Origin of the sequence: Candidatus Enterococcus willemsii (assembly GCF_009933335.1) — a bacterium.
GTDB lineage: Bacteria > Bacillota > Bacilli > Lactobacillales > Enterococcaceae > Enterococcus_F > Enterococcus_F willemsii.
In genome coordinates, this window is record NZ_MAEL01000031.1 from 65651 (window position 1) to 90573 (window position 24923).

Here is a 24923-nt window from a genome sequence, read left to right on the forward strand (position 1 = left end):
TGTTTATTTGTTGCTTTTTTACCTAGGTAAAAATTATTTTTTCCCCGGTTCAGAAGCGATAATTCGTACATCGCCTTGAACTTCCCATTTCTCAATTTGATTTGGTAGCAGGAAGCTTGTTCCTAGTTCTAATTCAAATGTCTCACCATCAACCACTAATTTTCCATACCCTTCAATTACTGTCGCTAATGTGTAAGGTGCTTGTTTTTTGAAAATCAAGCTTCCTTTTACTTGCCATTCGTATACATTGAAAAAGTCTGTCTTCAAATACGTAATAATTGAAGATTTACCATTTCTTGTTTCAGAAATACTGATGGTTGGTTTTAATGCCGGTACTGTTGTTACATCTACTGATTGTTGAACGTGTAACTCTCGTGTTTGCCCTTGGTCATCTTTACGGTCATAATCATACACACGATAAGTTGTATCGGAACTTTGCTGTGTTTCTAAAATTAAAATACCTTTTCCAATCGCATGAATCGTTCCACTTGGCACGTAGAAAAAATCGCCTTTTTTAACAGGAACATGGACAAATAACTCATCCCATTTTTTATCAGCGATCATTTGTGATAATTCTTCTTTGGTTTGGGCTGTGTGTCCATAGATAATTTCAGCTCCTGGAGCCGCATCAATTACATACCAACATTCTGTTTTTCCTAGTTCGCCTTCGTGTGCTAATCCGTAAGCATCATCTGGATGCACTTGTACGGATAAATCATCTTCTGCATCTAAAATTTTCACTAACAATGGGAAAACTTCTTCTGTCGGATGACCAAATAATTCTTTTTGTTCTGCCCATAACTTATCTAAAGATTGTCCTTTATAAGGACCATTTTGAACAATGCTGACACCATGTGGATGACCGCTAATGGCCCAATCTTCTCCGATTTTATCATTTGGAATATCTAAGCCAAAAACCGTTCTCAAACGATTTCCTCCCCAGATTTTTTCTTGAAATACAGGTTGCATAAACAATGGTTGCATAATTGTGCTCCTCTCATTTTTTGTAAACGCCTCATTTATTATACCACGTCTATTTACTCTTTTTCAGCGAAATAAGCAGCTAAAATCTCATCTCTATGTTGAATATACACCTCTCTGTTATCTGTTGGATGAACACGATTTGATAAAAAGATGAATGCATCTTGCTTTTTCGGGTCAATCAGCAAAAACGTACCCGTGTATCCTGTATGAAATAACATATGCTCACGTAAATCCCAACCGAGTGAACGATGTCCGTTCTTCAAAGGCGTTTGGTCTTGCAACAACATCTCGATTGTCGTTTTTTGTAAAATTTCTTCTTGAAAATACGCTCGTACAAATTTAGTTAAATCATCTATCGAAGTGAACAGTCCCGCATTTCCAGCATGTTCTCCTAAAGTTCGGGCTTTAGGATCATGTGTCTCTCCGCGAAGAACTGTCCCATCCGCCAATTGTTCTGTAGGAACGATTAATTGATTGGCTATCAGCGGAAAATAACTATTTGTCATCTGAAGTGGCTGCAAAACCGCTTCTCGAAAAATTGTTGTTAGCGACTTTTGAAAGATTTCTTCCAGCATAAAACCTAATAAAATTGTTCCTGCATCAGTATATTTCACTTTTTTACCTAGGTATTCCCCTGATTGTAACGTAAAATATGCTGCACGCAATTCTTGGGCATTTAATTGATCACGATTCGCAATCCACGTTTGAATATCCGAAGTGTGCGTCAATAAATGACGTAAGGTGATTTGGTTATTTTGAAAGGTTGGCAAATAGTTTTGTAATGGAGCATCTAGATTTAACTGGCCTTTCTCCCATAGCTGCAAAACTACACTTGTTGTACACACCACTTTAGTCAGCGAAGCCACATCAAACAAATGATTCACCGTCATCGGTTCCTTTTCTGGAACAATTGCGGCATTCCCTAAACAAATGGTGTCTTGTTGTTCTTTTTGGATAAAACGATAGACACACCCTGGAAAGATTGTAGGGATTTTCTTAGCAATAATTTCTTGTGTTTGAGGATACATCATAAACCTCCTTTTGGATATGAAAAATAACCGAGGAATTCCCTCGGTTATTTTCTTGTCAATTTATCGTCGAACAAACCACCATTCTACCCCGATTGCATCATAGATAGTTAAAATAGATTTCTTTTTATCAATAAAGAAGTCTTTTTTCTGTTCGTTCAACAGCTTTTCTAATTCTAGTAGTTTTTCCTCACTTACAAAAAACTTCAAAAATTCTAAACCGATTATTTTATGACTGTCAATAGCAATTGCTTCACTTGGGCTTTCATTTAACGATACATGGAATTGTTCATTAATTTGAGATTCATCTTGAGAAATAGCTACTATCCCTTCTAAAAAGGCTGCTTCGTCTGATAAGTCATTTACATTTAAATGAACATTTCGTACATGTACTTCGGGTGATAAATATCTGTTTTCATCATTGCCCATAGCTGCTAATTCTTCCATCGTTGTTACTTCATTTGCTTGTAAAGCAATAAACTTCACATGATTTTCTTCCGGATCAATTACATGAATAGTAATTGTTTCAGCAATGGCTTCATTTTCTATTGGATAATCTGCTACTTTAAAGCGATTATAAATTGCTGCCAACTCCGAAACAGTTGGAATGCTTAGTGTGAACGATTGCATTTTCTTCACTTGACCAAAGTGGTCATCTGCTCGAGGACTCTCCTCTAACCATAGTTGTTCATTCTTAGCTTTTGCTGTCCCCATAATTGCCAACGCATTCTCTTCGCCTTTCAACTCAAAACCAACTAAGTCACGGTAGAACGCAATCATTTTATCTCGATCTTTGACTCGAATTGCAACAGTTGCAAGTTCTGCTGCTTTTCCCAATTTAAAACCTGACATCTTTTTATTTCCTCCTTGTTTCCTAACAAATCCGAGTAAATCACTTTTAATGCTATTTTAACACATGTTTGTTAATTAACCTACCAGTATTTAGCTAACAGCTAAAAGGACCTTCACATCTATTTTTTTCTCCCACTCTTATAACTAGAAACAAAATATGGTAAAGTAAGAGTATGAGAATAGAGGAGGTTTATTTTATGGAAGATTGTATTTTTTGTAAGATTATTAATCAAGAAATTCCCAGCTATAAAGTATATGAGGACGAGAAAGTGTATGCTTTTCTAGACATTACTCAGGTTACAAAAGGGCACACTCTTGTTATTCCCAAAAAACATGTCTCTGACATTTTTGAGTACGATGAGCAACTAGCAACTGACTTGTTTACACGAATCCCCAAAATTGCACGAGCATTAGAAACAGCTTTTCCTGAAATGGAAGGATTAAATATAGTTAACAACAATAAAGAAGTTGCGTATCAAACTGTGTTCCATTCACACGTGCATTTGATTCCTCGTTACAGTAAAAAAGATGATTTCTCCCTACACTTTGGGAAACACATGGAAGACTATACACAAGAACAAATGCAAGCTATTGCTAATCAAATCCAAAAGCAGGTGAAATCAAATGAGTAATTTTATCAAAGGATTAGCTTTTGGAGCTGCTGTAGGTGGCGCCAGTGGTCTACTTTTTGCCCCTCGAAGTGGGAAGGAAACACAACAAATGGTCGAAACATATATTGACGATGTGACAGATGCGACGAAAGAATTTAATGAAAGTTTACAGAATTTCCAACAGGCTGTCCGAGAGACACAAAAAACAGTCCAAGCAACCGCTCCTATTGTATCGACTTCTATTAAAAAAAGTGTCGAAGCCTTTAAATTTCAAGCTGAACCACGTGTCGCACGTATTAATGAACAAGTCGAACAATTGCAAAACCACATTGCAACCTTACCTGTTCAATCTAATGAAAAAAACAAAAAATAAGTTAAAACTATGAATTTTATTTGAAAGATTGCTTTAGTTCTTCCAATTACAAAAAAGAATATGGTATAGTTAGAACTGTGAAAATTTTGAAAAATAGGAGTGCGTAACAATATGAAGAAAAAGATCCTTTTAGCAGTTCTAGGAGCAGTGAGCGTGGTCTCATTAGCTGCATGTTCTGGAAACTCAAATACAGAAATTGCTACAATGAAAGGTGGCAAAGTAACTGTTTCTGAATTCTATGACAAAGCAAAAACCGATCAAAACAGTCAACAAATGGTATTCAATATGATTTTATCAGAAGTATTTATGAATAAATACGGCGAAAAAGTCACAGATAAAATGGTCGATGAACAATTAAAAATCGCTTTTGGTGACAATGTTGATGAACAATTAAAAGCTGCCAACATGACACGTAAAGAAGTTGAACAAACCATCAAAGAAAACCTAGCACTACAAGAAGGCTTAAAAGCACATGTAAAATTAACAGATGAAGATTTAAAAACTGCTTGGGACTCTTTCCATCCAGAAGTAGAAACGCAAATGATTGCTGTTACGTCTGAAGATGATGCGAAAGCAATCCAGAAAGATGCTAGCAAAAAAGATGCAGACTTTGGAAAAATCGCTGCTGAAAAATCAATTTTACCTTCAAAAGAAGATAAAGGAAAAGTCAAATTTGATTCAACAACTGCGGCTACTGAAGTTCCAGAAGAAGTGAAACAAGCTGCTTGGGGTCTAAAAGATGGCGAAGTATCTGATGTGATTCCTGTGAATTCCGCTTACGGTTCAAGTTTCTATGTTGTAAAAATGGTGAAAACACAAGCCAAAGGTAACGATATGGATAAATACAAAGATAAAGTAAAAGAAATTGCAACAGATGCCAAATTAGCTGACCAAGCGTTTACACAAAAAGCCATTGGCGAAGAACTAATTGATGCTAACGTGAAAATTAAAGACGAGGCATTCTCTAACATCTTGTCATCATTCACGGATGCTGCTCAACCAGAGAAAAAATCAACAGATGATAAAAAAGATGATAAAAAAACAGAAGATACTAAATCTGAATCAACAGATGAAAGTAAATAAGTCTTAAAATAAAATATCCGAGCAATAGGTTTAGTCTATTGCTCGGGTATTTTTATTCAACTATTTTTGAGACATTATTAATATCGCATGCCTTAAATATATATACCGTTGATTTGTCTTTTTTCTCTAGAGAAAATTCAAGCCACTCCTCAGTTACTTGAAGAATGGTTGCTTCTATTTTACTAGATTTGGACAAAAGGTAGAATTGCTCACTCTCCAATAAACAAGTATTGCCAACCTCCTCTTTTAACTGTTGTAATACTTCTGCTTTTTCGCGTTTTTGTGCAACTAACTCTTGTTCCTTCTTCTTTTGATAATTAGGATCGTGACTTCTCAGCGCATCAATTCCTTCTTCAATAACTGGATAAAGTAAAACCATTCCCATAAAAATGATTGTCCACCACATGCTATCCCTCCTCCCGTTTAAACCCGACAATATCCTTTAAGTAAATTAATCGTTCAATTCTCTGTTTTCTCTCCGTTCGAACAATTCGAACACTGGTTGGGTTTACTTCAGTAATTTTACAGTTTTTTAACGTTGTTTTACTTACAGAAATCCAAGTTGTTGTTTCAGGATAAATGTAGATGGTCACCAAACAATCCAATAAAGACTGAATTAATTCATTCGTTTGTCGTGTAGATTTTTTTCTGCCTACAAGCTCATCCAAAGAAACGTTGAATAGCGTAGCAATTTCTACCGCTTTGTCTAGTGTCGGCTGCGCTAAATCATGCTCCCAGTTAGAAATTGTTTGACGAGTAACGCCTAAATGCATTGCCAATTCTTCTTGTGAGAATCCCATCTCTTTTCTTAATCGATACATTCGTTCACCAAAATGTTCCATACCATCACCTCTAAAAAAGCATACCTAAAACAATGAGAAAATACTATCAAATGTTGCAATCACTTGCGCAAATAAATCAAACATTTTGCTATTTCCTAAAAAATAGCGAGGAAATTACCTAGGTAATCTCCTCACTATTTTTAAACATCTTTTGGAATATAAAAACTTCGGTTATCCATACCAAAAATACGATCAGTATATGTTCCAGGTTCTTTTTGACGAATCGAGGTTAGTAGCATTTGCATGGAAGCGTCTAAATTATCAATTTGATGTAAAATTTCAGCCTCCATAATTCGTGGTCGAACAGGGGAACCATATTCCAATAAGCCATGATGTGCTAAAACCATATGCCGTAAAACAATAACGTCTTCTTGATTTTCATCGATTTTAAGTGCTAAACAAGCCTTTGTAATTTCTTCATCAATTAAGACCAAATGCCCCACTAGATTTCCAACCAAAGTATATTCCGTTGCTATTGCACCACTCAATTCAATGACTTTACCTAAATCATGTAAAATAATTCCTGCATAAAGCAGTGACGCATTGACTTCAGGGTATTCTTTCACAATTGCTTTTCCTAAATGCAACATAGTTGTTGTATGATAGGCTAATCCACCTGCATAAGCGTGATGATTACGTTTAGCCGCTGGAAATTCAAAAAATTCTTTTTTATATTTATTCATCAAAAAGCGAACAATGCGATTCCAATGCGGATTCAAAATTTCAAACAAGGTTTGACTAATTTCTTCTTCCATCTCTTCTTTACGAATGGGTGCACGCTCCATATACAGGCTCGCATCACCTGGTTCTTCTGGTCGAACATTACGCAACTGTAAAATTTTTACTTGGGGATTCCCTTGGTAAACTTCTCGCTTACCTGTTAAAAAAACGACTTTTCCGGCTTCAAAGCGTTGAATCTCATCTTCCGAAGCTCCCCAAAATTTGCCATCAATCGTACCAGTTGTATCTTGAAAGGTAAACGCAATAAATTTTTTGCCATTTTTTGCTACACGCACATCGGCATTTTTAATTAACACAAATGCTTGAAATTCTTCGTCTAATGTTAGTTCTCTGATTTTTTTCATTTAAATTGAACATTTTCTCATCAGAAAATATTCTCTCACATCCTTTGCTTGATTTCCTTAATAGGTTGATGCAGCCTTTGATAATAGCTTACCATTTCTTGGTCAGAAGACAAACAAATCACTTGTGTTTCTTTCCCAAATTCTGCAAATAATTTTGCTAGTTGTAACTTACGCTCACTATCGTAATGTAACCAGCCATCATCAATAATGACGGGACTTGTTTCTTTTTGCAGGGACAGATACGCAAAGCGGACAGCCATAATTAACTGATCCTTCGTTCCAGTGGATAGTGAATAAATATCGACTAATTGTTGGCTTGAACCAACATGTAACAAGCCATCTACTACTTGGACGTGATTGTATTTTCCATCTGTTAATAATCCAAAATAATAGGACGCTTGGTGCAACAATTGCGGCAATTGTTGCTCAGATAACTCGGTTGCTAAATCATTCAGTGCTGCAATCATCACTTGGTTCGTACTCCAAGATAAGGCTAGCGTGTGAATTTCAGACAATAATCGACTTTCTTCTTGATACAATTCATCAAGAATACCATCGACTTGTAACTGCTCAATTTGCAACTGAACGCGCTGTTTTTCTTCTAATAATTTCGTCAGTTGTTGTTGGAGACGCTCTTGCTCTACTTGCGCTTGTGCCAATTGTTGCGTTAATTCATTCCAACTAATCTCTTTTGGAAAGATTGGTTGTAATAAAGTTTCTAATTCTTTTTTACGAGCAATTTGTTTTTGGTGCTGTTCCCATTGTTTCATCCACAAAGGAATTTCTGTCGGATGTTCTAGACCAAATACTTGTAGCAGCTCTTGATAGGTCGTAAATAACGCCTGACGTTCTTCTTTGGCCTTCTTTAACTGTTGTGCCAATAACGTACTTGGTTGCTGTAAACGGGTCATTTTAATCGCTTGCATCTTAGTCGCAAATTCATTCAATAAATCAAATTTCACTTGAAGTTCTTTGTTTTCCAATGGTAACCAATCATTGAATACTTGAAATTCCTGATTCATTGTTTGGATGTCATTAGCTAAGGGGTTCAATTGATTTTTAATTGTCTGAAGTTGTGCTTGTTGTGCATGAAACTGTTGAATAGCCGCTTCATAGGTTTGTAGTGTCTGACGCCAAGTTAAGTAATTGTCGTTTGTACCAAAAGAAGGTTGTAGATATGCTGTCAATTGCTCAAGCTCACGTGTTAGTTGGACAAGTTGTTCTTCCTCCTGTGCAATTTCAGCTCCGTATGCATCTAATTGCAGGAGTTTTTCTTGCCATAAGGGTTTTACCTGGGCATCCCCTTGTTGACCCTTCAATACAAATCCTATTCCCACAACAACTAGAAGACTACCTAATACAAGCAAGAACAATTTCAAGGGATTTTCTAAAAAGAAGCTTAGAACCATGAAGAGTCCACCGCTAGCTAATAAAAGAAACCAATGTGTCATTGATTTGCTTTGTTTCAATAACTCAGGATGACGTTTTTCTAATTGATTGACTTCTTCTTCAACCGCTTGATTTTTTTCAGATAACCATTGGATGCGTAAGCTTTGTTGTTGACTTTGTTCATGCAATGCATCTAAACGATCCAATAGCTGTAAAATTTGTTCATCTAGTTCTGCTGGTGGCACTTCTTGCTGCCAACCCCACTTCTCTACCAAATGAAAAAGATCTTGTGAAAGCATCTCTTCTTGTTGTAGCAGCCGTTGGTGTTCATCTACTAAACGCATGACACGAGCTTCTTGCCGCAAGAGTTCTTGAATTTTGCCTTCTTGATCCAAAAAGAAAAAATAACGATCTGACTCTTGTCCTTGCTCAAGTCGAGCTAGTTCCTCTTCTTTTTTATGAATGGCATCTGTTAATTGTTGGTATTCTTGATAGAATACACGTAATTGCTGTTGTTGTTCCGTTGAGAACCGACTTTCCTTTAACTGACGTAACTCTGCCCATTCTTCATACAAGGACCAATTCATTTTTTGCTGGTTGAGGCGTTGTGTTTCATCTTGTACTCTTTGTAACTGTTTGTTTAAATTCTGTTGCTGTTGGGTGTAATCAGTCAATTGACGGTATGCTTGCTGGACATGCGTTTCTTGCAATTCTTTTTGTTGAATTGTCTCTTTCAATTGCTGCCATTCTTTTAAGCGTTGATTCAAAGTCAGACGTTGCCCTTGACGTTTATAGATTTTCTGATTGTCTTTTTTGTATTCTTGAATCTTTGCCATCCATTGCTGACTACCCGTAATCCCTAAAGAAATCAATGCATCATGCAATTCTTTTTCTTGTAGTCGATCAGTTTGCGAAAGTTGTTCTTGCTGAAAGGTGAAGACATCTTGAAATAGTTCTTGGGTTAACGGTGCTAACAGTTGGGTCAGCAATGCTTCATCACCTTCTGTTTCACCAACCACTACTTTCGCTTTTCCACGATTCACTTGACGATACCTTTCGATTTGGACTTCTCCATAAGGCTCAATCATTAACCAAAGTTTGCCACCATAGGCTGCGCCATCTTGCGGCGTATAATCACGCTTACGAGTACTTTTTTTAGGAAATCCAAAAAGCATCGCTTGGATAAATTGATATAACGTTGACTTACCGACCTCATTTTTCCCAAAAAAGAGTTGATTCGTTGGTAAAAAATCAAATGTCTGATGCCTATAATGACCAAAACCGGTAATTTCTGCTTTTAATAGTCTCATTTTTCTTCCTCACTCCAACGAAATTCATACGTAAAAATTTCTTTGACTTGTTCCAAGGTCTCTTGCTTCAACTCATCCAAAGACAAGGTGCGCTTAACCAATGGATGGGTAGCTAGCTCGTCCACAATCGATTGAAAAACAGCTTCTTCTTGATAACTTTCGAGTAATTGTTTGACAACTTCTTTGCCCGATAATAATAGCTTTGTCTCTTCTGATGTTGCTTGATCTGTTAATTGATAAATCATTTGCTCCCAGCCTTTACGAGCGAAGTTATCATTTAAATACGCAATAATTTCAGGTTTTTCTTTTTCATTCAACCATTGGGTAGGTAAACCTTCTGTATCCACTAATTTTAAGTGAATTAGCTTTTTTTCGGAAGCTAAAAATGTTTGCTGAATTTTTTCTAATGCTGTTCTTTGGTCCCGTATCGCTTTTAGAGAGACTGTTACCGTTTCCCAGGTAATTGCTGCGACACTTTTTGGTGTGATTTCGACTGTTTCACCTAATGACACTAGCAGAACACCTTGAATTTGTGTTTCTTTTTGCGTATGTCCTTGTGGTGCGCCGGCATAAATAATCGGTGGCTCAACTGCTAATTGAGTAGGTACATGAATATGCCCTAATGCCCAATAATCATACCCTTTTTGTTTCATTTCTTGCACACGGAAAGGAGCATAATTTCCTTGCATATCCCCGTGGTACATGCCAATGTGATACGTTGCTTGGCGATTAGGGTATTCATTTACTTTAGACGTTGTTATCCAAGGATGATGATAACTAAAGCCACTGATAGCATATGTCTCGCCGGTAGCTGTTTTTCCTTCAACGGTTGTTACAGCTTCCTCTTGAAATAAATAGATATTATCTGGAAAATCAAACCAATATCGTTCTTTTTCATAAAAGTCATGGTTACCAAAACTCATGTATACTGGAATATTCTTTTCTTTTAAACGATTCATTTGTTGAAAAAAGAGATGCTGTGTTTTTAAGCTTGGACGATTTTGATGAAAGGTATCCCCTGCTAATAAAAGAAAATCTACTTGCTCACTTAGCGCAAGACTAACGATATTTTCCAAGACTTGCTCATTTGCTAGGGCTAATTCTCTAACTCGATTGGCTACTAAATGAAGGCCTTCAAACGAGCGATCAAAATGTAAATCTGCACAATGAATAAATCGTAACATATTGATTTGCGCTCCTTATTTTTTCTTTCATTTTAGCATTTTTTTTATTCCCCGTCAGCAAAATACGAAAATTTGTTCGCATGAAAAAAAGCACCTTCTTTAAAAAAGCACCTAGGTAAAAACACTTATTTCATTAATTCATAAAATAAACACGAGCATTATCAATAAACTTATGTTACAATTTACCTCAGAAATACTTAGATAACACCCAAGTAATTACTTGGTAAAAGGAGCAGATATTCATGGCAGAAGAACAAGGAAAAACACTAACCCAATTAGCAAACGAATTAGGCGTTTCTAGGGATAAAGTCATCTATCGTTACAAAAAATTACCTCAAGACTATTACTATAAAGAAAACAACACGATTTACATCAAAGAAGTCGGCGTCCAACAAATCATCGAAGAATTAGGTGATGATATTGGTGAAGAAACATCTCAAGAAGAACTTTCTACCCAAACTATCCCTTCTATCAACGAATACTTAATGGAACAATTAGCCAAAAAAGATGAACAAATTGAGCAACTCCAAAAATTAATTGACCAACAACAACAGTTAAATGCCGAAGACAAAAAATTAATCAAAGAATTACATCAATACTTTGCGTTAGAAGCCCCTAAAGAAATGACCGAGACGCCAGAACCAGAAGAAACACTAGCAACTGATGAAGAGGCAGAGAAAAAAGCAGCCGAAGCCGCTGAACAATTAGCAAAACTTGAAGAACAATTGAAAAAAGCAGAAGAACTAAATAAAGAAAAAGAACGCTTAGAAAGTGAATTAGCTGCCTTGAAACAAAAGAAATGGTATCAATTCTGGAAATAATAAAAATAGAGCACCCAAGTGATATGGGTGCTCTATTTTTTACCTAGGTGAAAGATACTATAAGTGATGTTAACCAGCCAAATAAAATAGTTAGTAATGCTGAACCTACGCTAAACAGTAAAACAATCATTATCTTTTCCAATAAAGCTTTACGTTTGTTGCGCTTTTTACGCAATGACTCCACATCACGATTCTCCATATAAGCAGTAATTTCTGCAAATGTTTTTAGGTCTTCTTGCTTTTTAAACTTCTCTACTTTTACAGCAAAATACATACCCATCATCCAAAAAGTGAATGGGACAACCAACCATATCCATCCACCGTCCTGTATAGCCAATAATGGACCAGTCGTTAAAATCATCAGTAATAAAAAAATTACCATCCAAACAGTATCCTTATTTGACTTCATTTGCTTGAGTGTTTTTTTCATCTCATTGACATCTCCTTTGACTAATTCATCTAAAGAAATATCGAAAAGGACACTAAGCAACAACAAACTATGAATATCTGGATAACTACGTGCATTTTCCCAATTTGAAATAGTTTGTCGAGAAACAAAAATCTTCTCAGCTAATTCTTCTTGAGAAAATTCATACGCTTGTCGATAACTTCTGATTTGTTTGCCTACATTCATTTTCGATACCTCTTTCTAATCAAAGAATAGATTTTCTTATTCTCTTATTCTATCAAATATCTTTAGAATGTCTGTCTATTTCTTTGTCAAAAAGCTTTGTCATCAACAAATATACCTTTTACCTTGGTAAAAAAAACTCGATTACCGTAGACAGTAATCGTGCTTTTAATTAGTTTTCGTATAATTCTCTTAATGGTGTCATAATGATGCGGTTTAAGTCATTAATCACTAAACTGAAAGCTTGTTCTGTTTGCATTAAATCAGCAATCAAAGGTTCTTGTTGGATTTTTTCTGCTAAAGCTTGTGCTTGTTCAGCATCGGCGTCAGTCATTTCTTCACCGGCAGACATTTTTTGTTGCATACCCATTTGAAATTCTTGGAATTCTTTAAAAATAGCGTACGCTGATTCATCGGCTTTTAGATTAGCAAAAGAAGCGCTTAGAGCTTTAAAAGCATCCATTTCACGAATTTCACGGTCTAGTTGGTTCGCTGTATCATAAATATTAGACATATTAGTTCCTCACTTTTCTTTAAGATCTTCTTCATTGTAACATGTTCTATTTCCTGTGGCTAATGTTTATTGTAAACGGTCGCGGATACCACGTAATAGGTCTTTTGTTTTTTCTTTTACCTTATTGCCAAATTCTTGCAAACCGTTTTTGGCTTCCTCGGCAAATCTATCGACATCCTCTTTCCATGCATTATCTTGTGTATTCTCATTATTGGTTGGCACCTCATCAACTGCCATAACTTTCCCACCTGTTGCATAAGCATCCGCAACAGTGAATGAATTACCTTGTGAATAAGGCAAGATAGCTTCGGCTTGTGCACGGAAAATTGGGCCAACCGTTTCACTAGTTGTTCCACTTAGATAATGATTTTCACTCGTTTTTTCAAAACCTACCCAAGTTGAAATAACCACATCTGGTGTATAGCCGACAATCCATTGGTCATTGTTTTTAGAAGCATCAAAATTCGTTTCTGTTGTTCCTGTTTTTCCTGCCATCGTATATCCATACGGATTCGCATTGGCAGCTGTTCCATTTGAGAAAGTTCCTAACAACATGCTGGTCATTTCATTAGCTGTATCATCGGAAATCACATTTTTACCCTTTGGTTTAGTATTATCGACAATTACGGCTCCGGTCGAATCCACAATTTTCGTAATCAAATGTGGGGTATATAATGTACCTCCATTAGCGAATACGCCATATGCGCCTGCTAAGGTCATTGGTGATGTCCCATATTCTAAACCACCTAATGCCACGCCCCAATACTTGTCTGATTCCGTTAGCGGAATGCCAAATTCTTTAGCTTTGTTATATCCTTTATCTAGCCCAATTTCATGTAATAACCATACGGCAGGCAAATTCAAGCTTTGTGCAACAGCTTGATACATTGGAACTTCTCCTTGATAAGTGCCATCATAATTTTTCGCTTTATAATAACTTTGTGGTTCATCTTTTAACATACTATCAGGCATATACCCTGCTTCTAAAGCGGGCGCGTAAACACTTAATGGTTTAATCGTTGAACCTGGGGAACGTTTCATTTGAGTCGCAAAATTAAACCCTCGGAACGTGTAGTCCCCCCGACGACCAACTAACGCTTGAATGCCACCATTTTGTGGATTTAACGCAACTGAAGCAGATTGTACCATCGTACCATCTGACGCATTTTCAGGAAAATAGCCGTCAACAGCATAAGCTTCTTGCATGCGTAACTGATAGTTTTGATCCAAAGCGGTATAAACTTTATAGCCTCGGTTCATTACATCATCTGCAGTCAAGCCATATTCAGATTCCGCTTCATTTAATACCGCATCGAAATAGTATGGATACTGATAGCCGTCATCTGATGGCACATATGCATCATATAATAAATCCGTCATCGGTACTTGTTCTTCTTGATCGGCTGTCGCTTGATCGAGCTTGCCGTTATCTACCATAACACTCAAAACTGTTGCTCGTCTGTTTTGAGCATTTTCAGGCTCATCAATTGGATTATATATTGTTGGGCCTTTTAATAATCCAACTAATGTTGCCGCTTCGCCAATAGTTAAATCTGTTGCATCTACACCAAAATATTTTTTAGCTGCATCTTGAATCCCCCAAACACCATTCCCATAATAAGAGGTATTCAAGTACATGGTCAAAATTTCATCTTTGCTATATTTCTTTTCAATTTCAATGGCTAAAAATAATTCTTTAGCTTTTCGATTAATTGTTTGATCCAGTGTTAAATAAGCATTTTTAGCCAATTGTTGGGTAATGGTACTTCCTCCACCGCCCGATGTCCCTCGGTTAATAACTGCACGTACGGCGGCCCGTGCAATCCCTTTTAAATCAAATCCGTGATGATTGTAAAAGTTACGGTCTTCTGTTGAAATTAACGCATCTACTACATAAGGGGAGATATGATCTAAATCAACATAGGTTCCTTTCTGAGCTGATACTCGACCTGCTTCATCGCCATCTTTATCATAAAAAATGGTTGCTTCACGCAAACCAGATTCTAATTCACTAACCTTTGTTGATTTAGCCATATAAAACAAATAAATACTTGTGACCAAAACAACAACTAGTCCGAGCAACAAGATAACTTTATTTACATGATATTTCTTCCAAATTCGTTTCCGCCATTGATGAAACTGGATTAAATATGGTTTCACCCAATGCCAAAAAGTGATGATATATTCTTTTAATTTGCTAAAAAAGCGCTGAAAATCCATCGTTCGCCCTCCTCATTCAAAGTTTAGCATACTTTCTATTCATTAAAATACGACTCAAGATGTAATTTTATCTATTTTTTTCATAAAGATATTTAACCTTGCTTATTCTACCATTGAAATATCATGAAATGGTTGTTTTTTTCTTAAAAAAGCGTTAAAGATGGTATAATTCTAATGAAAGAGGTGCATTATGGAATACTCAATTATTTTACCTACTACACAACAAACAACAACTTTGCGTGATTTACTTGAAAATGAATGGCTTGTTCCACGAAAGGTTCGTCATTTTCTACGTGTTCGAAAATTCGTTTGGATTAATGGTACCTCGGCAATGTTTCATCAAGAAGTACATGCTGGGGATACGATTACGCTACGTTTAGAAGAAACTGACTACACTTACCAAGAAGTTTCCCTAGGGAATAAATCTCACGTTATACCTTTATATGAAGATGAACATCTAATAATTGTCAATAAACCTGCTGGGGTAAAAACCCATCCAAACCAACCTGATGAAACCGAAACACTCTTAAATGATGTAATTGCCTATTTAGAACCAAAAAATCAACGGGCATATATCGTGCATCGCTTAGATAAAGAAACGAGTGGGGCAATTTTATTTGCTAAAAATCCCTTAGTATTACCAATTTTAGGTCGATTATTAGAACAAAAAATTATCCGTCGGCGTTACCAAGCAATTGTTGCTGGTCGATTAACAAAAGACCAAATGATTCGCAAAAGTATTGGACGTGATCGTCATGATCGTCGAAAACGTGTGGTTGACGAACGCAAAGGCCAAACAGCGATTACTCACGTGACTGTTCATGAAACGAAACAAAAAACAACGGAAATTTTCTGTGATCTTGATACAGGAAGAACGCATCAAATCCGTGTGCATTTAACTAGTATTGGGCATCCTATCATCGGTGACCCGCTTTACCAAGCACCAAAAGCTCCTCGTTTGATGCTTCATGCTTATGAAATGGTTCTTCCACATCCCTTTACACAAGAAACCATTCAAGTCACTGCTGAACCGGGATTATGGTCGTAAAAAAAGTCAATCTGCTTAGCTAGATTGACTTTTTTTACATTTTTGACCTTATTGTTTGTCTCGCGTTTCTAATAATATCAGTTCTTCAGGAGTCAATGGACGAAATTCGCCAAATGTCAAAGACGCATCAAGCAATAATTGCCCCATTCGAATACGTTTTAAATAAGTGACTTCTTTCCCCACTGCTTGAACCATACGTTTCACTTGATGAAATTTCCCTTCATGCAAAACTAGACGAATGATCGTCGTTTCGGCTGCTTCATCTACCGCATCAATCATAAGTTTTGCTGGTAAACACGTTTCATTTCCATCAATCGTCATTCCGTTAGCAAAAACAGCCACGTCTTCTTCCGTCATAATACCTGCTACTTCTGCATAATATTCTTTTTCTACATGACGTTTTGGTGAAAGTAGACGATGTGCCAGCGCACCATCATTCGTAATAACTAATAATCCCTCTGTATCTTTGTCTAAGCGACCAACTGGAAATAAATCATCACGATATGTTTCATCATCAAATAAATCCATCACGGTCTCATCATAGTCATCAATTGTGGCTGAGATGACACCTGCTGGTTTATTAAGTAGGTAATAGAAGTCCTTTTGATATGCAATCACTTCACCATCAAAAGCAACGCTATCCGCCTTTTCATTGACTTGAAATTTATCTGACTTTACTACGGCATCATTAACTGTAACGAGCCCTTTTTTGATAAACTGCTTGACTTCTTTACGAGATCCCAAATTCATATCTGCTAAGTATTTATCTAAACGCATATCTTTCTCCTTTTAATAGAAAAGTTCGGAAGATATCTTCCGAACTTGAGCTATTTTATTCTAAGTTTCGCTCTAAAATGAGCCATTCTTGATCCGAGTAATTTATCTGCCAAACGGATTTTTAACGCCATATAAATATAGACGAAACCACCAACACCTGCAACAAGAATAATTAAAATGAACGCTTGTAGCTTACTATCTGAATTGAGCATCAAACCAAAAATTATCTTTGCAACACCAGCAAAAATCATCATGATAGCAGTCATTAACGCGATTAAAATTGTTCTTCTAGTAGTTAATTTACTATTAAAATGGGTTTTTTTGCGAATTTTACGCAGATTTAAGTAACATGTTACGCCAAGACCTAACGTCGTTGAAACAATCGGTCCATAAGATTCCAACAAATAAATCATTGGCGATTGCGTAACTATTTTTACAATAAGACCAATCGCAAAGAAAATAACTGCCGATGTATTCTCATAAATACCTTGCAGCATCGTAGACGTAACCATGAATAAACCTTGGATTAGCCCTGAAAGACAAACCATAATTAACAAGTTAGCGCCCAAACGATCAGGATCATAGAATAAGCTGTTGATTGGATATGCTAATAAAATCATCCCAAATGTTGCTGGTAACATGATAAAACCGTATAACTGTAAATTATTACTAACAAGTTTTGCCAAGCCCAATTTATCTTTTTTCGCAAACGATTCAGTAATTAATGGTAACCCGACAATTGCCACGGAAGTTGCCAAGCCAATAACAACCATCGATAACTTATCAGGATTCCCATTGAATAAAGCCATCAATCGTAACAACTGGTTATTTGAATATTCTGTGAAACTACTCATCACTCGCACAAACGTATACTGGTCAACTAATTTATAAATAGTAATTCCCGCACCTAAAATAATAAATGGAATTGCTTCTTTCACCGTAGAAATTAGCAATTGGATGGTGTCTACTTCAACTTTTTCTGTACTTGTTTCAGCTAAAATATCCATTTTTATTTTTTCTTTACGGAAATAATAAATTAATACAAGTAAACCAGCCAAGGCACCAATGAAAGCAGCAAATGTGGATTGTGTAACGGCTGCAACGTAATTGCCGCTGCCTAATTTCATAATAATAAAAGTAGCACCGAGAATATAAACAACGCGCACAATTTGCTCCACTAATTGAGAGATTGCATACGGTGCAACATTATTAATTCCTTGGAAATATCCTCTAATCACACTCATAACAGGGATAACTAATAATGCTACACTTAATGAGCGCATGGACGGAATGAGGTCTTCCCCACCACCAGCACCTTTTGCAAGCGCAGGTGCTAATATATACATGACTAAAGCACTAACAACACCAAGTCCAATCATAAATTGTACTGCTCTTAAAAACAGTCTCTGACTTGTACGATATTCTTTTCTAGAATTATGAAAAGCAATTTGTTTTGCAATGGCTGCTGGAATACCGGCTGTGGAAATCATAATAAACAGTGCATACACCGTATATCCCATATTGAATAAAGTATTTCCTACTGCTCGGTTTTCACCTAACCAATAGTACCAAGGCAAAATGTATACAACGCCTAAGAGACGAGAACCAATATTTCCTATCGTCATCCAGGCAGATCCGCGAGCCATTTTGTCTTCGTTACTCAATTCTGGTGAAGCTTGTTTCGTAGTATTTGTCATCGAATTCTTCTCCATCTTTTCTTTTATACATATCTTCTATTTTAATGCGAAAAGTCAAATGTCGCAATCTATTTTTCATTTCGTTACACTGATTTAATATAATGTAACCGTCAAAATGTCAGAATGGTGGAACTATGCTATAATTGGTTAGAACTTTTAGAACAAGGAGTAAATGAAGCTTATGTATACAATCACAACCAATGAACTTTACAACCTATTAATCGAACATGATTTACTAAAAGACACAGCCATTCCTAGTGTAAATAAAAACACAGTATTTCGCTATTTATCTTATGATTCAAGAGATATTCAAGAAAATACTTTGTTTTTTTGCAAAGGAATGAATTTCAAAGAAGCTTTATTAGCAGATGCTGTCGAAAAAGGTGTGACTCACTATGTATCCGAAGTCTCGTATAATGTAACAGCTGAAGCTATCCTTGTCAAAGATATTCGTGAAACCATGGCAATTGTTGCCCAAGCATTTTACCGACAACCGCAAAATAGCTTATATAAAATTGGTATTACTGGAACAAAAGGAAAAACAACGACTGCATATTTTATCAAAAAAATCTTTGATGATGCGTTTGACGCGAAAGTAGCTCTTTTTTCTTCGGAAGAAACCACTCTTGATGGTACAACGTTTACTGCGTCTAAGTTAACCACACCAGAAGCTCTAGACCTATACAAACAAATGGCAACAGCCGTGGAAGCTGGTGTGACTCATTTAGTAATGGAAGTCTCTTCTCAAGCATACAAAACGAAACGCGTCCATCATTTAACGTTCGAGACAGGTATATTCTTAAATATTAGCCCTGATCATATTAGCCCGATTGAACATGCGACATTTGAAGAATATTTTACTTGCAAACAACAGCTTCTATTAAATAGTAAGCAAATGATTATTAATCATGAAAGTGACCACTATGCAGAATTGCAAGAAATTTGTGAGACACACGCAATTCCTTATTATACATTTGGTAAAGCTGGTAGTGACTATTACATTGAAGAAATGGATAATCCACGACAGTTCCAATTGACTGGTCACCCAGATACACTGCATGTTGACGGAGAATATCAACTAGCTCAATTTGGTACATTTAATCACGACAATGCGGCGGCAGCCATCTTAACGGCAGGATTAGCCAAAATTTCAACAGCTAGTATTCAAAAAAGCCTCCCTACCAGTCACGTTCCTGGACGTATGAATCTACTAGAAAAAGCAAACGGTGCTTACTTCTTTGTTGATTACGCTCATAATTATCTTAGCATCAAAGCGATGGGTGATTTAGCTCGTGACTTACGTCCTAATGGGCGTGTCATTATCGTGACTGGTAGTGCAGGTGATAAAGCACAATCACGCCGACCTGATATCGGGCGCGCCCTTGCGGAATGTGCAGATGTCGCCATCATTACTAGTGATGATCCCGGTTTTGAAGAACCAGAAATGATTGCCAAAGAAATTTTAGCAACGCTGGATAATTCAGCAGTGGAGATTCATGTAGAATTAGATCGTAGCAAAGCTGTTACCCTGGCTTTTTCGATGGCACAATCAGAAGATACCGTTATTTTAGCCGGTAAAGGGACAGAACAAATGATGAAAGTGCATAGCAAAGAAATTTATTACGAAGGTGATTTTCATATTACACAACGATTAATTCAAGAAAATCTACTTTAATTATTTCAAATCGATGACAAAAATTACTTTATAAAAACAAGTATTTTCTTTCGTTTATTTTTTTGTATAATGATTACTGAATATATGGACTGAAGGGGATACGTTTCATGAATCGCACACAGAAAAAAATGATCGTTATTGTAGGATTGGCTATCCTAGCAATGATTGCTTTATTTCTAGGCTGGAAATTATTAATGGCGTTAGGTATGCTTGGTTTTCCGACAACTACTTATACCCGTACAGCAGCACCACACGGTATTATTTGGGTGTTATTAATCCCAATTATTGCCACAGCTACGCTATTTTTAGGCCTAACTCGCACTAAAAAGTAAGAAGAAAGTACTTCTTCTTACTTTTTTTGCGTCTTCGTTGTGATTCTAGCTATTTTGTACTATATTTAAAGTAGACCAAAACGAAAGGGTGTTAAGATATGAGTAAAAAAATGGGCGTTGCAACCGTTGTAAATGAAGGCGGACGTGAAGGTGTAAGTAAATCGCTAAGTGGTGATTTTGAAGTAAAAACAACTGGTGTCAAAAAAGAAGGTTATACAAACCCTGAAGAATTATTTGCAGCAGGATTTTCAGCTTGCTTTAACGGTGCATTAATTTTCCCACTAGAACGTGATGGACATGGTGACAAACCTCGTTCTGTTCGCGCAGAAGTGACATTACTAGGTGATTTACCTGATTTCAATACTTTACATTTAGCTGTACACTTAATCGGAAAAATCGAAGGTCTTTCTAAAGAAGAAACATTGAAGTATATGGAAGAAACAGACAATATTTGCCCGTACTCAAAAGCAATCAAAGGCAATGTTGAAGTGACTTTCGAAGCAGAAGAATATTAATCAGAAGCGACAACTTAAAATGTCCTCTGTTATCAGCCCAAACAATATCGTTTGGGCTTTTTATTTATCTTTTTCATATTGAAACACTTGTACGACCTCTTTCGCTAATGTCGCCAGATTCGACAATGTGCGTTGTTTTTCCATTGCTTTTTCTAAACTAATAGGTCCTTGTTGAATACTAAATGCACCTAGAACTAACTCTTCCATTTTACCTAGGTAATTTTCTCGACTACCACATACAGCAATCACTGGGACGTGGTACTTCTTCGCTAAATTTGCTACGCCAAAGGGTACTTTCCCTTGCGCTGTTTGAGCATCTAGTTTCCCTTCGCCTGTAAAAATTAAATCTGCATCTTGAATGATTGTTTCTAAACCGATTAATTGCTGAATGGTTGTAAAACCAGAAAGAATGTTACCACCTAGCCAAGTAAACGCCCCTCCTAATCCACCAGCTGCTCCAGTTCCGGAAAGATTACCTAGGTAACCTTGTTTTTCTACTAATTGTAAGACCTTGTTTGCTTGCTGTTCCATTTTCTTAATTGTTTGACTCGATGCTCCTTTTTGACGAGCAAAGACATTAGCAAAACTACGAGACCCACAATATTCATTCGTAACATCTGCCAATACGTGCAATGAGACATGTTTGAATTTTTCTCTTACTTCACGTAAATCGATATCTTCTACGGTTAAAAGTAAATTACCTGTCGTATTTGGGACAATCTTTCCACCGAGTGCTTGTAACATACCCAAACCACCATCGGACGTTGCACTGCCACCCAATGTAACATAAATTTGTTCAACCTTTTGCAGGGCATCGGCTACTGCTACACCTAAGCCATACGAAGTTGCCTGTCTCACTGTTTTATCCGAGACTTCTACTAAATCGATTCCAATAAATGTCGCTGATTCAATAATCGCAGTCTTCTTATTTTCAATGGTCGTTAATAAATAGCTTCCTTGAATTTTTCGCAATAAAGGATCCACACTTTCAACACGTACTTCTTCTCCACCTAAAGCAGCTTGAATAGCAGCTATCGTTCCCTCACCACCGTCTGCAATCGGTACATTTACCTTTTCTTGCCAAATCGCTGGATTTAATTTTGATAATACTGCTTGATTTATTTCCGCTGATGTTGCACATCCCTTAAACGAATCAATTGCGGCAACCACTTTCATCCTCGTTCACATCCTTTTCTTTGAGTATAACATGATTTAACTCCACCTTTAGTCCAATAGCGAATGAATTCTAATTACGGTACAATAATTATAGGAGTAAAAATAGGAGGAGTTATCATATGAAAAAATTAGGGTTTATTTTAACGTTGTTGGTCGCAATCATTACTTTCCAACCACAGGTAATCCACGCTGCCTCTTCTGTGCGTGATGATGCCAGTGTGTTATCAACAGAAACGATTCAACAGATCAATCAGCTACATAGCGAACAGTTCGGTTCTCTCTACGGAAAACCAGAGTACGCAGTCGTTATTCTTAATAGTTTAGAAGGAAAGTCGATTGAAAATGCCACACAAGAGTTATTTGACGAGTATGGATTTGGGAACCCAGAATACAATAATGGTTTAGTCTTTGTGTTTGCTTTAGAAGATCGCGAGTTTCGTCTGGGTTACGGAGACGGTTTCGCTCCTATTTTCTATCATCTAGCAGAAGAAGACATTGTTGATGAGAAAGCCAAATCGCTGTTACGCGCCACAAATTATGACGATGCTATCCTATATATATCTAACCACGTATATGAACTTGTCGTTCAAGCTGATCAAGATTCAGGATTAGCAACCATCTATGCAGAAGGACCATCTTATACGGAAAAAATCAAGGCACAGCAAGAAGCGGATAAACATTCTATCTTGCTTACCTTAGCTAGCATATTCGGTACAATTATTCTTGCTATCATCGGTTTTTTTGCAACAAGACGCTCGATGATTCGAAAACGACTGCTAAAATCAGACTTATTTCCAAGATGGATTACCGAAGATCCCGTATTCCAACCTCATGAGCTAGTTACTTGGGGTAGTAAAAATAAACATAGATTTCATGCCTTCAAAACACCCAAAGACCGTCTAGCTGGAAGTAAAGCCTATTTAGTTGAAATCTTTTTCCCCAAAAAATTAACTTCAGTTGTGCTTTCTGCCCATAACCGAGAAATTCTACAATTAGCGATGGAAAATGACGAGGTTCAATTATATTTTGCCGAACAGACATTAACCGATGCACAATTTACTTTAGACACCTTTGCTAAACAAATTCAAATGGCAATGAATGAGTTGATTGATTATACTAGCTATACAGCTACCCAAATTAGCTTACAAATTGAGAATTATGACCTAACCGATGATGTGTTGGAAGAAAACCAACTATATATTCCTGAATACAAAGAACAGTTGGCTAAAATTGTGACACAAGAAATTGATAACTTATATGGCAATTACTTGGCTCAAGTCATGCTGGAGACAAGAACTTGGCACGATATTGAAATACAAATCAATCGAACTATCGCTACTTCTATTCTTTACAACAAAGAAGAAGCTTTATTTACAATTGATTTAGAGAAACTTTATCAAAAACATCCTGAATTAAAACAACAGTTAACTGATTTTGAGGAAGAGGATCGTCAAACAATCTTTGACAATACACGTAAAGAATATTATCGTTCGAACACATACACAGATAGTTTAGTTCTTTTTAGTGTCTTAAACACTCATATGTCTCATCAGCAAGAAATCGTTGATAGTCGTAATCATTCGAGTTCTTCAAGTAGCTTTGGAGGATTTAGTGGCGGAAGTAGTAGCGGTGGCGGTATTTCGGGTGGTTGGTAATAAGAGAGAAGTAAGGAGTCGCTTTAATTGCGGCCTTTACTTCTTTTATCATTTTTTCAACGTTTTACTTTATTACCTAGGTAATACCCACAGTAATCATCACTTCGCTTAATAGCTTAATCTTGCGCTATTCTTGTCTTTCGATACATTCATTGTTACAATGTTCATGCTTTACAACAGAGAAGAAGGTGAAGAAATGATTAATAAAATGCAATTCGGCAATAAATATACTTGGATTAACTTAAACACGCAAAACCGAAATGAACTAAAAGAACTTTATACTAAACATGGCATCGATAGTGAAGTCGTTGAATATACGCTCGATAAAAATGAGCGGGCGCGTTTGGAGTACGATCAATTAAACAATACACTAATTGTCATTTTCAATGTTCCTAACAGTAAAAAAATCGATAATCATTACGAAACAATTCCCATGACTTTTATCGTGAAAAACGACCAACTCATTACCATCACAAACGAAAAAAATCATTATGTTTTCGAAAAGATGGAGCAATACTTAGAAAAATTTCCTGATATTACCTTATATAAATTTTTATTTAGTAGCTTATTTATGATTACTGATTTCTATTTCCCTTATATTGAACGAATGAATGAGGATCGTATTTCTGTTAGTCGCAAACTAAAAGACAAAACGAGTAAACAAAATTTGTTGTTGCTTTCTGATTTAGAAATCGGAATTGTCTACTTTGTTTCTGCTTCAAAACAAAACATGGTGGTGCTAGAACAAGTTCGTGCCCATGCGGTCTATAAGACATTGACTGAAGTAGAAAAAGAACAGCTTGAAGATGTGATGATTGAATCCAAACAATTGGTTGAAATGACACAGCTTTCGGCACAAATCTTGCAGCAATTGTCTGGCACGTATAATAATGTCTTGAACAATACTTTGAACGACACAATGCAAATCTTAACGGTTTTATCTGTCTTACTAACGATACCGACAATTATCACAGGATTTTTTGGAATGAACATGCCCTTACCTCTAGAAAATAATGCATCTGGATGGATTATCACGATTATTATGAGTGTCGTGCTATGGTTTGCTTTATCTGCTGTTCTAAAAAGATTTATGAAGTAAGGTATTACCTAGGTAATACCAA

The 24923-nt window shown here is 36.4% G+C and carries 24 protein-coding genes; 10 read left to right on the plus strand and 14 right to left on the minus strand.

The genetic code is table 11. The features are described from left to right. Positions 1-33: 33 nt before the first annotated feature. The 3 genes from manA to BAU17_RS04390 all read right to left on the minus strand — a co-directional run bounded on the left by manA (position 34) and on the right by BAU17_RS04390 (position 2864). Positions 34-984: a mannose-6-phosphate isomerase, class I gene (gene manA, locus BAU17_RS04380; RefSeq protein ID WP_161901605.1), complete on the minus strand. Its 951-nt coding sequence runs from the start codon at positions 982-984 to the stop codon at positions 34-36. A 53-nt stretch (positions 985-1037) separates the two neighbouring features. After that, positions 1038-2012 (minus strand): serine hydrolase domain-containing protein, encoded by a 975-nt coding sequence (locus tag BAU17_RS04385; protein ID WP_161901689.1) that lies wholly within the window; start codon positions 2010-2012, stop codon positions 1038-1040. A 63-nt stretch (positions 2013-2075) separates the two neighbouring features. Next, complete coding sequence (locus BAU17_RS04390) at positions 2076-2864, minus strand: VOC family protein (protein ID WP_161901606.1); 789 nt, start codon at positions 2862-2864, stop codon at positions 2076-2078. 197 nt (positions 2865-3061) lie between these two features. On the opposite strand from BAU17_RS04390, the gene BAU17_RS04395 reads away from it, so the two are divergent. The 3 genes from BAU17_RS04395 to BAU17_RS04405 all read left to right on the plus strand — a co-directional run bounded on the left by BAU17_RS04395 (position 3062) and on the right by BAU17_RS04405 (position 4931). After that, positions 3062-3496: an HIT family protein gene (locus tag BAU17_RS04395; RefSeq protein ID WP_161901607.1), complete on the plus strand. Its 435-nt coding sequence runs from the start codon at positions 3062-3064 to the stop codon at positions 3494-3496. Beyond that, positions 3489-3848 carry a YtxH domain-containing protein gene (locus BAU17_RS04400; protein WP_161901608.1) on the plus strand — a complete coding sequence of 120 codons (360 nt, stop codon included), beginning with the start codon at positions 3489-3491 and terminating at the stop codon, positions 3846-3848. Before BAU17_RS04395 ends, BAU17_RS04400 begins: the two co-directional genes overlap by 8 nt. A 111-nt stretch (positions 3849-3959) precedes the next feature. Beyond that, on the plus strand, positions 3960-4931 hold the full coding sequence (locus tag BAU17_RS04405) for a peptidylprolyl isomerase (protein ID WP_161901609.1): 972 nt from the start codon (positions 3960-3962) through the stop codon (positions 4929-4931). A gap of 52 nt (positions 4932-4983) precedes the next feature. Here the strand turns inward: BAU17_RS04405 and BAU17_RS04410 are convergent, their stop codons facing one another. From BAU17_RS04410 to BAU17_RS04430, 5 genes are all read right to left on the minus strand, one after another. After that, a complete protein-coding gene (locus BAU17_RS04410) occupies positions 4984-5337 on the minus strand; it encodes a hypothetical protein (RefSeq protein ID WP_161901610.1) in 354 nt (117 codons plus the stop codon). A 1-nt stretch (position 5338) separates the two neighbouring features. Beyond that, positions 5339-5773 carry a helix-turn-helix domain-containing protein gene (locus tag BAU17_RS04415; protein WP_161901611.1) on the minus strand — a complete coding sequence of 145 codons (435 nt, stop codon included), beginning with the start codon at positions 5771-5773 and terminating at the stop codon, positions 5339-5341. A gap of 140 nt (positions 5774-5913) precedes the next feature. After that, positions 5914-6858, minus strand: a complete 945-nt coding sequence (locus BAU17_RS04420; protein ID WP_161901612.1) for a 3'-5' exoribonuclease YhaM family protein — start codon at positions 6856-6858, stop codon at positions 5914-5916. Between the two features lie 35 nt (positions 6859-6893). Continuing rightward, on the minus strand, positions 6894-9557 hold the full coding sequence (locus BAU17_RS04425; RefSeq protein ID WP_161901613.1) for an ATP-binding protein: 2664 nt from the start codon (positions 9555-9557) through the stop codon (positions 6894-6896). Beyond that, positions 9554-10741: a metallophosphoesterase family protein gene (locus tag BAU17_RS04430; protein WP_161901614.1), complete on the minus strand. Its 1188-nt coding sequence runs from the start codon at positions 10739-10741 to the stop codon at positions 9554-9556. The genes BAU17_RS04425 and BAU17_RS04430 overlap by 4 nt, the downstream gene beginning before the upstream one ends. Before the next feature lie 242 nt (positions 10742-10983). Between BAU17_RS04430 and BAU17_RS04435 the strand changes: the two genes are divergently transcribed. Beyond that, on the plus strand, positions 10984-11562 hold the full coding sequence (locus tag BAU17_RS04435) for a DUF536 domain-containing protein (RefSeq protein ID WP_161901615.1): 579 nt from the start codon (positions 10984-10986) through the stop codon (positions 11560-11562). Between the two features lie 43 nt (positions 11563-11605). On the opposite strand, the gene BAU17_RS04440 is transcribed toward BAU17_RS04435, so the two are convergent. The 3 genes from BAU17_RS04440 to BAU17_RS04450 all read right to left on the minus strand — a co-directional run bounded on the left by BAU17_RS04440 (position 11606) and on the right by BAU17_RS04450 (position 14927). Next, the gene (locus BAU17_RS04440; RefSeq protein ID WP_161901616.1) at positions 11606-12196 is read right to left on the minus strand and encodes a helix-turn-helix domain-containing protein; all 591 of its coding nucleotides are present in this window, start codon (positions 12194-12196) and stop codon (positions 11606-11608) included. A 169-nt stretch (positions 12197-12365) separates the two neighbouring features. Next, the gene (locus BAU17_RS04445) at positions 12366-12707 is read right to left on the minus strand and encodes a YlbF/YmcA family competence regulator (RefSeq protein WP_161901617.1); all 342 of its coding nucleotides are present in this window, start codon (positions 12705-12707) and stop codon (positions 12366-12368) included. A 66-nt stretch (positions 12708-12773) separates the two neighbouring features. Continuing rightward, positions 12774-14927 carry a PBP1A family penicillin-binding protein gene (locus BAU17_RS04450; protein WP_161901618.1) on the minus strand — a complete coding sequence of 718 codons (2154 nt, stop codon included), beginning with the start codon at positions 14925-14927 and terminating at the stop codon, positions 12774-12776. A 190-nt stretch (positions 14928-15117) separates the two neighbouring features. Between BAU17_RS04450 and BAU17_RS04455 the strand changes: the two genes are divergently transcribed. Continuing rightward, positions 15118-15975 (plus strand): RluA family pseudouridine synthase, encoded by an 858-nt coding sequence (locus tag BAU17_RS04455; RefSeq protein WP_161901619.1) that lies wholly within the window; start codon positions 15118-15120, stop codon positions 15973-15975. 48 nt (positions 15976-16023) lie between these two features. Here the strand turns inward: BAU17_RS04455 and BAU17_RS04460 are convergent, their stop codons facing one another. Both BAU17_RS04460 and BAU17_RS04465 read right to left on the minus strand, forming a co-directional pair. Next, complete coding sequence (locus tag BAU17_RS04460; protein WP_161901620.1) at positions 16024-16752, minus strand: pseudouridine synthase; 729 nt, start codon at positions 16750-16752, stop codon at positions 16024-16026. Positions 16753-16802: 50 nt separating this feature from the next. After that, positions 16803-18449: a putative polysaccharide biosynthesis protein gene (locus BAU17_RS04465; protein WP_161901621.1), complete on the minus strand. Its 1647-nt coding sequence runs from the start codon at positions 18447-18449 to the stop codon at positions 16803-16805. 181 nt (positions 18450-18630) lie between these two features. On the opposite strand from BAU17_RS04465, the gene murE reads away from it, so the two are divergent. From murE to BAU17_RS04480, 3 genes are all read left to right on the plus strand, one after another. Then, on the plus strand, positions 18631-20124 hold the full coding sequence (gene murE, locus BAU17_RS04470) for a UDP-N-acetylmuramyl-tripeptide synthetase (RefSeq protein ID WP_161901622.1): 1494 nt from the start codon (positions 18631-18633) through the stop codon (positions 20122-20124). A 107-nt stretch (positions 20125-20231) separates the two neighbouring features. After that, a complete protein-coding gene (locus BAU17_RS04475; RefSeq protein WP_161901623.1) occupies positions 20232-20456 on the plus strand; it encodes a hypothetical protein in 225 nt (74 codons plus the stop codon). 98 nt (positions 20457-20554) lie between these two features. Beyond that, positions 20555-20971 carry an Ohr family peroxiredoxin gene (locus tag BAU17_RS04480; RefSeq protein ID WP_161901624.1) on the plus strand — a complete coding sequence of 139 codons (417 nt, stop codon included), beginning with the start codon at positions 20555-20557 and terminating at the stop codon, positions 20969-20971. 60 nt (positions 20972-21031) lie between these two features. Here the strand turns inward: BAU17_RS04480 and BAU17_RS04485 are convergent, their stop codons facing one another. Next, positions 21032-22147, minus strand: a complete 1116-nt coding sequence (locus BAU17_RS04485) for a glycerate kinase family protein (RefSeq protein ID WP_161901625.1) — start codon at positions 22145-22147, stop codon at positions 21032-21034. Positions 22148-22266: 119 nt separating this feature from the next. On the opposite strand from BAU17_RS04485, the gene BAU17_RS04490 reads away from it, so the two are divergent. Then, a complete protein-coding gene (locus tag BAU17_RS04490; RefSeq protein WP_161901626.1) occupies positions 22267-23802 on the plus strand; it encodes a TPM domain-containing protein in 1536 nt (511 codons plus the stop codon). Between the two features lie 196 nt (positions 23803-23998). After that, positions 23999-24901, plus strand: coding sequence for a magnesium transporter CorA family protein (locus BAU17_RS04495; RefSeq protein ID WP_161901627.1), 903 nt, complete (start codon positions 23999-24001; stop codon positions 24899-24901). Positions 24902-24923 lie beyond the last annotated feature (22 nt).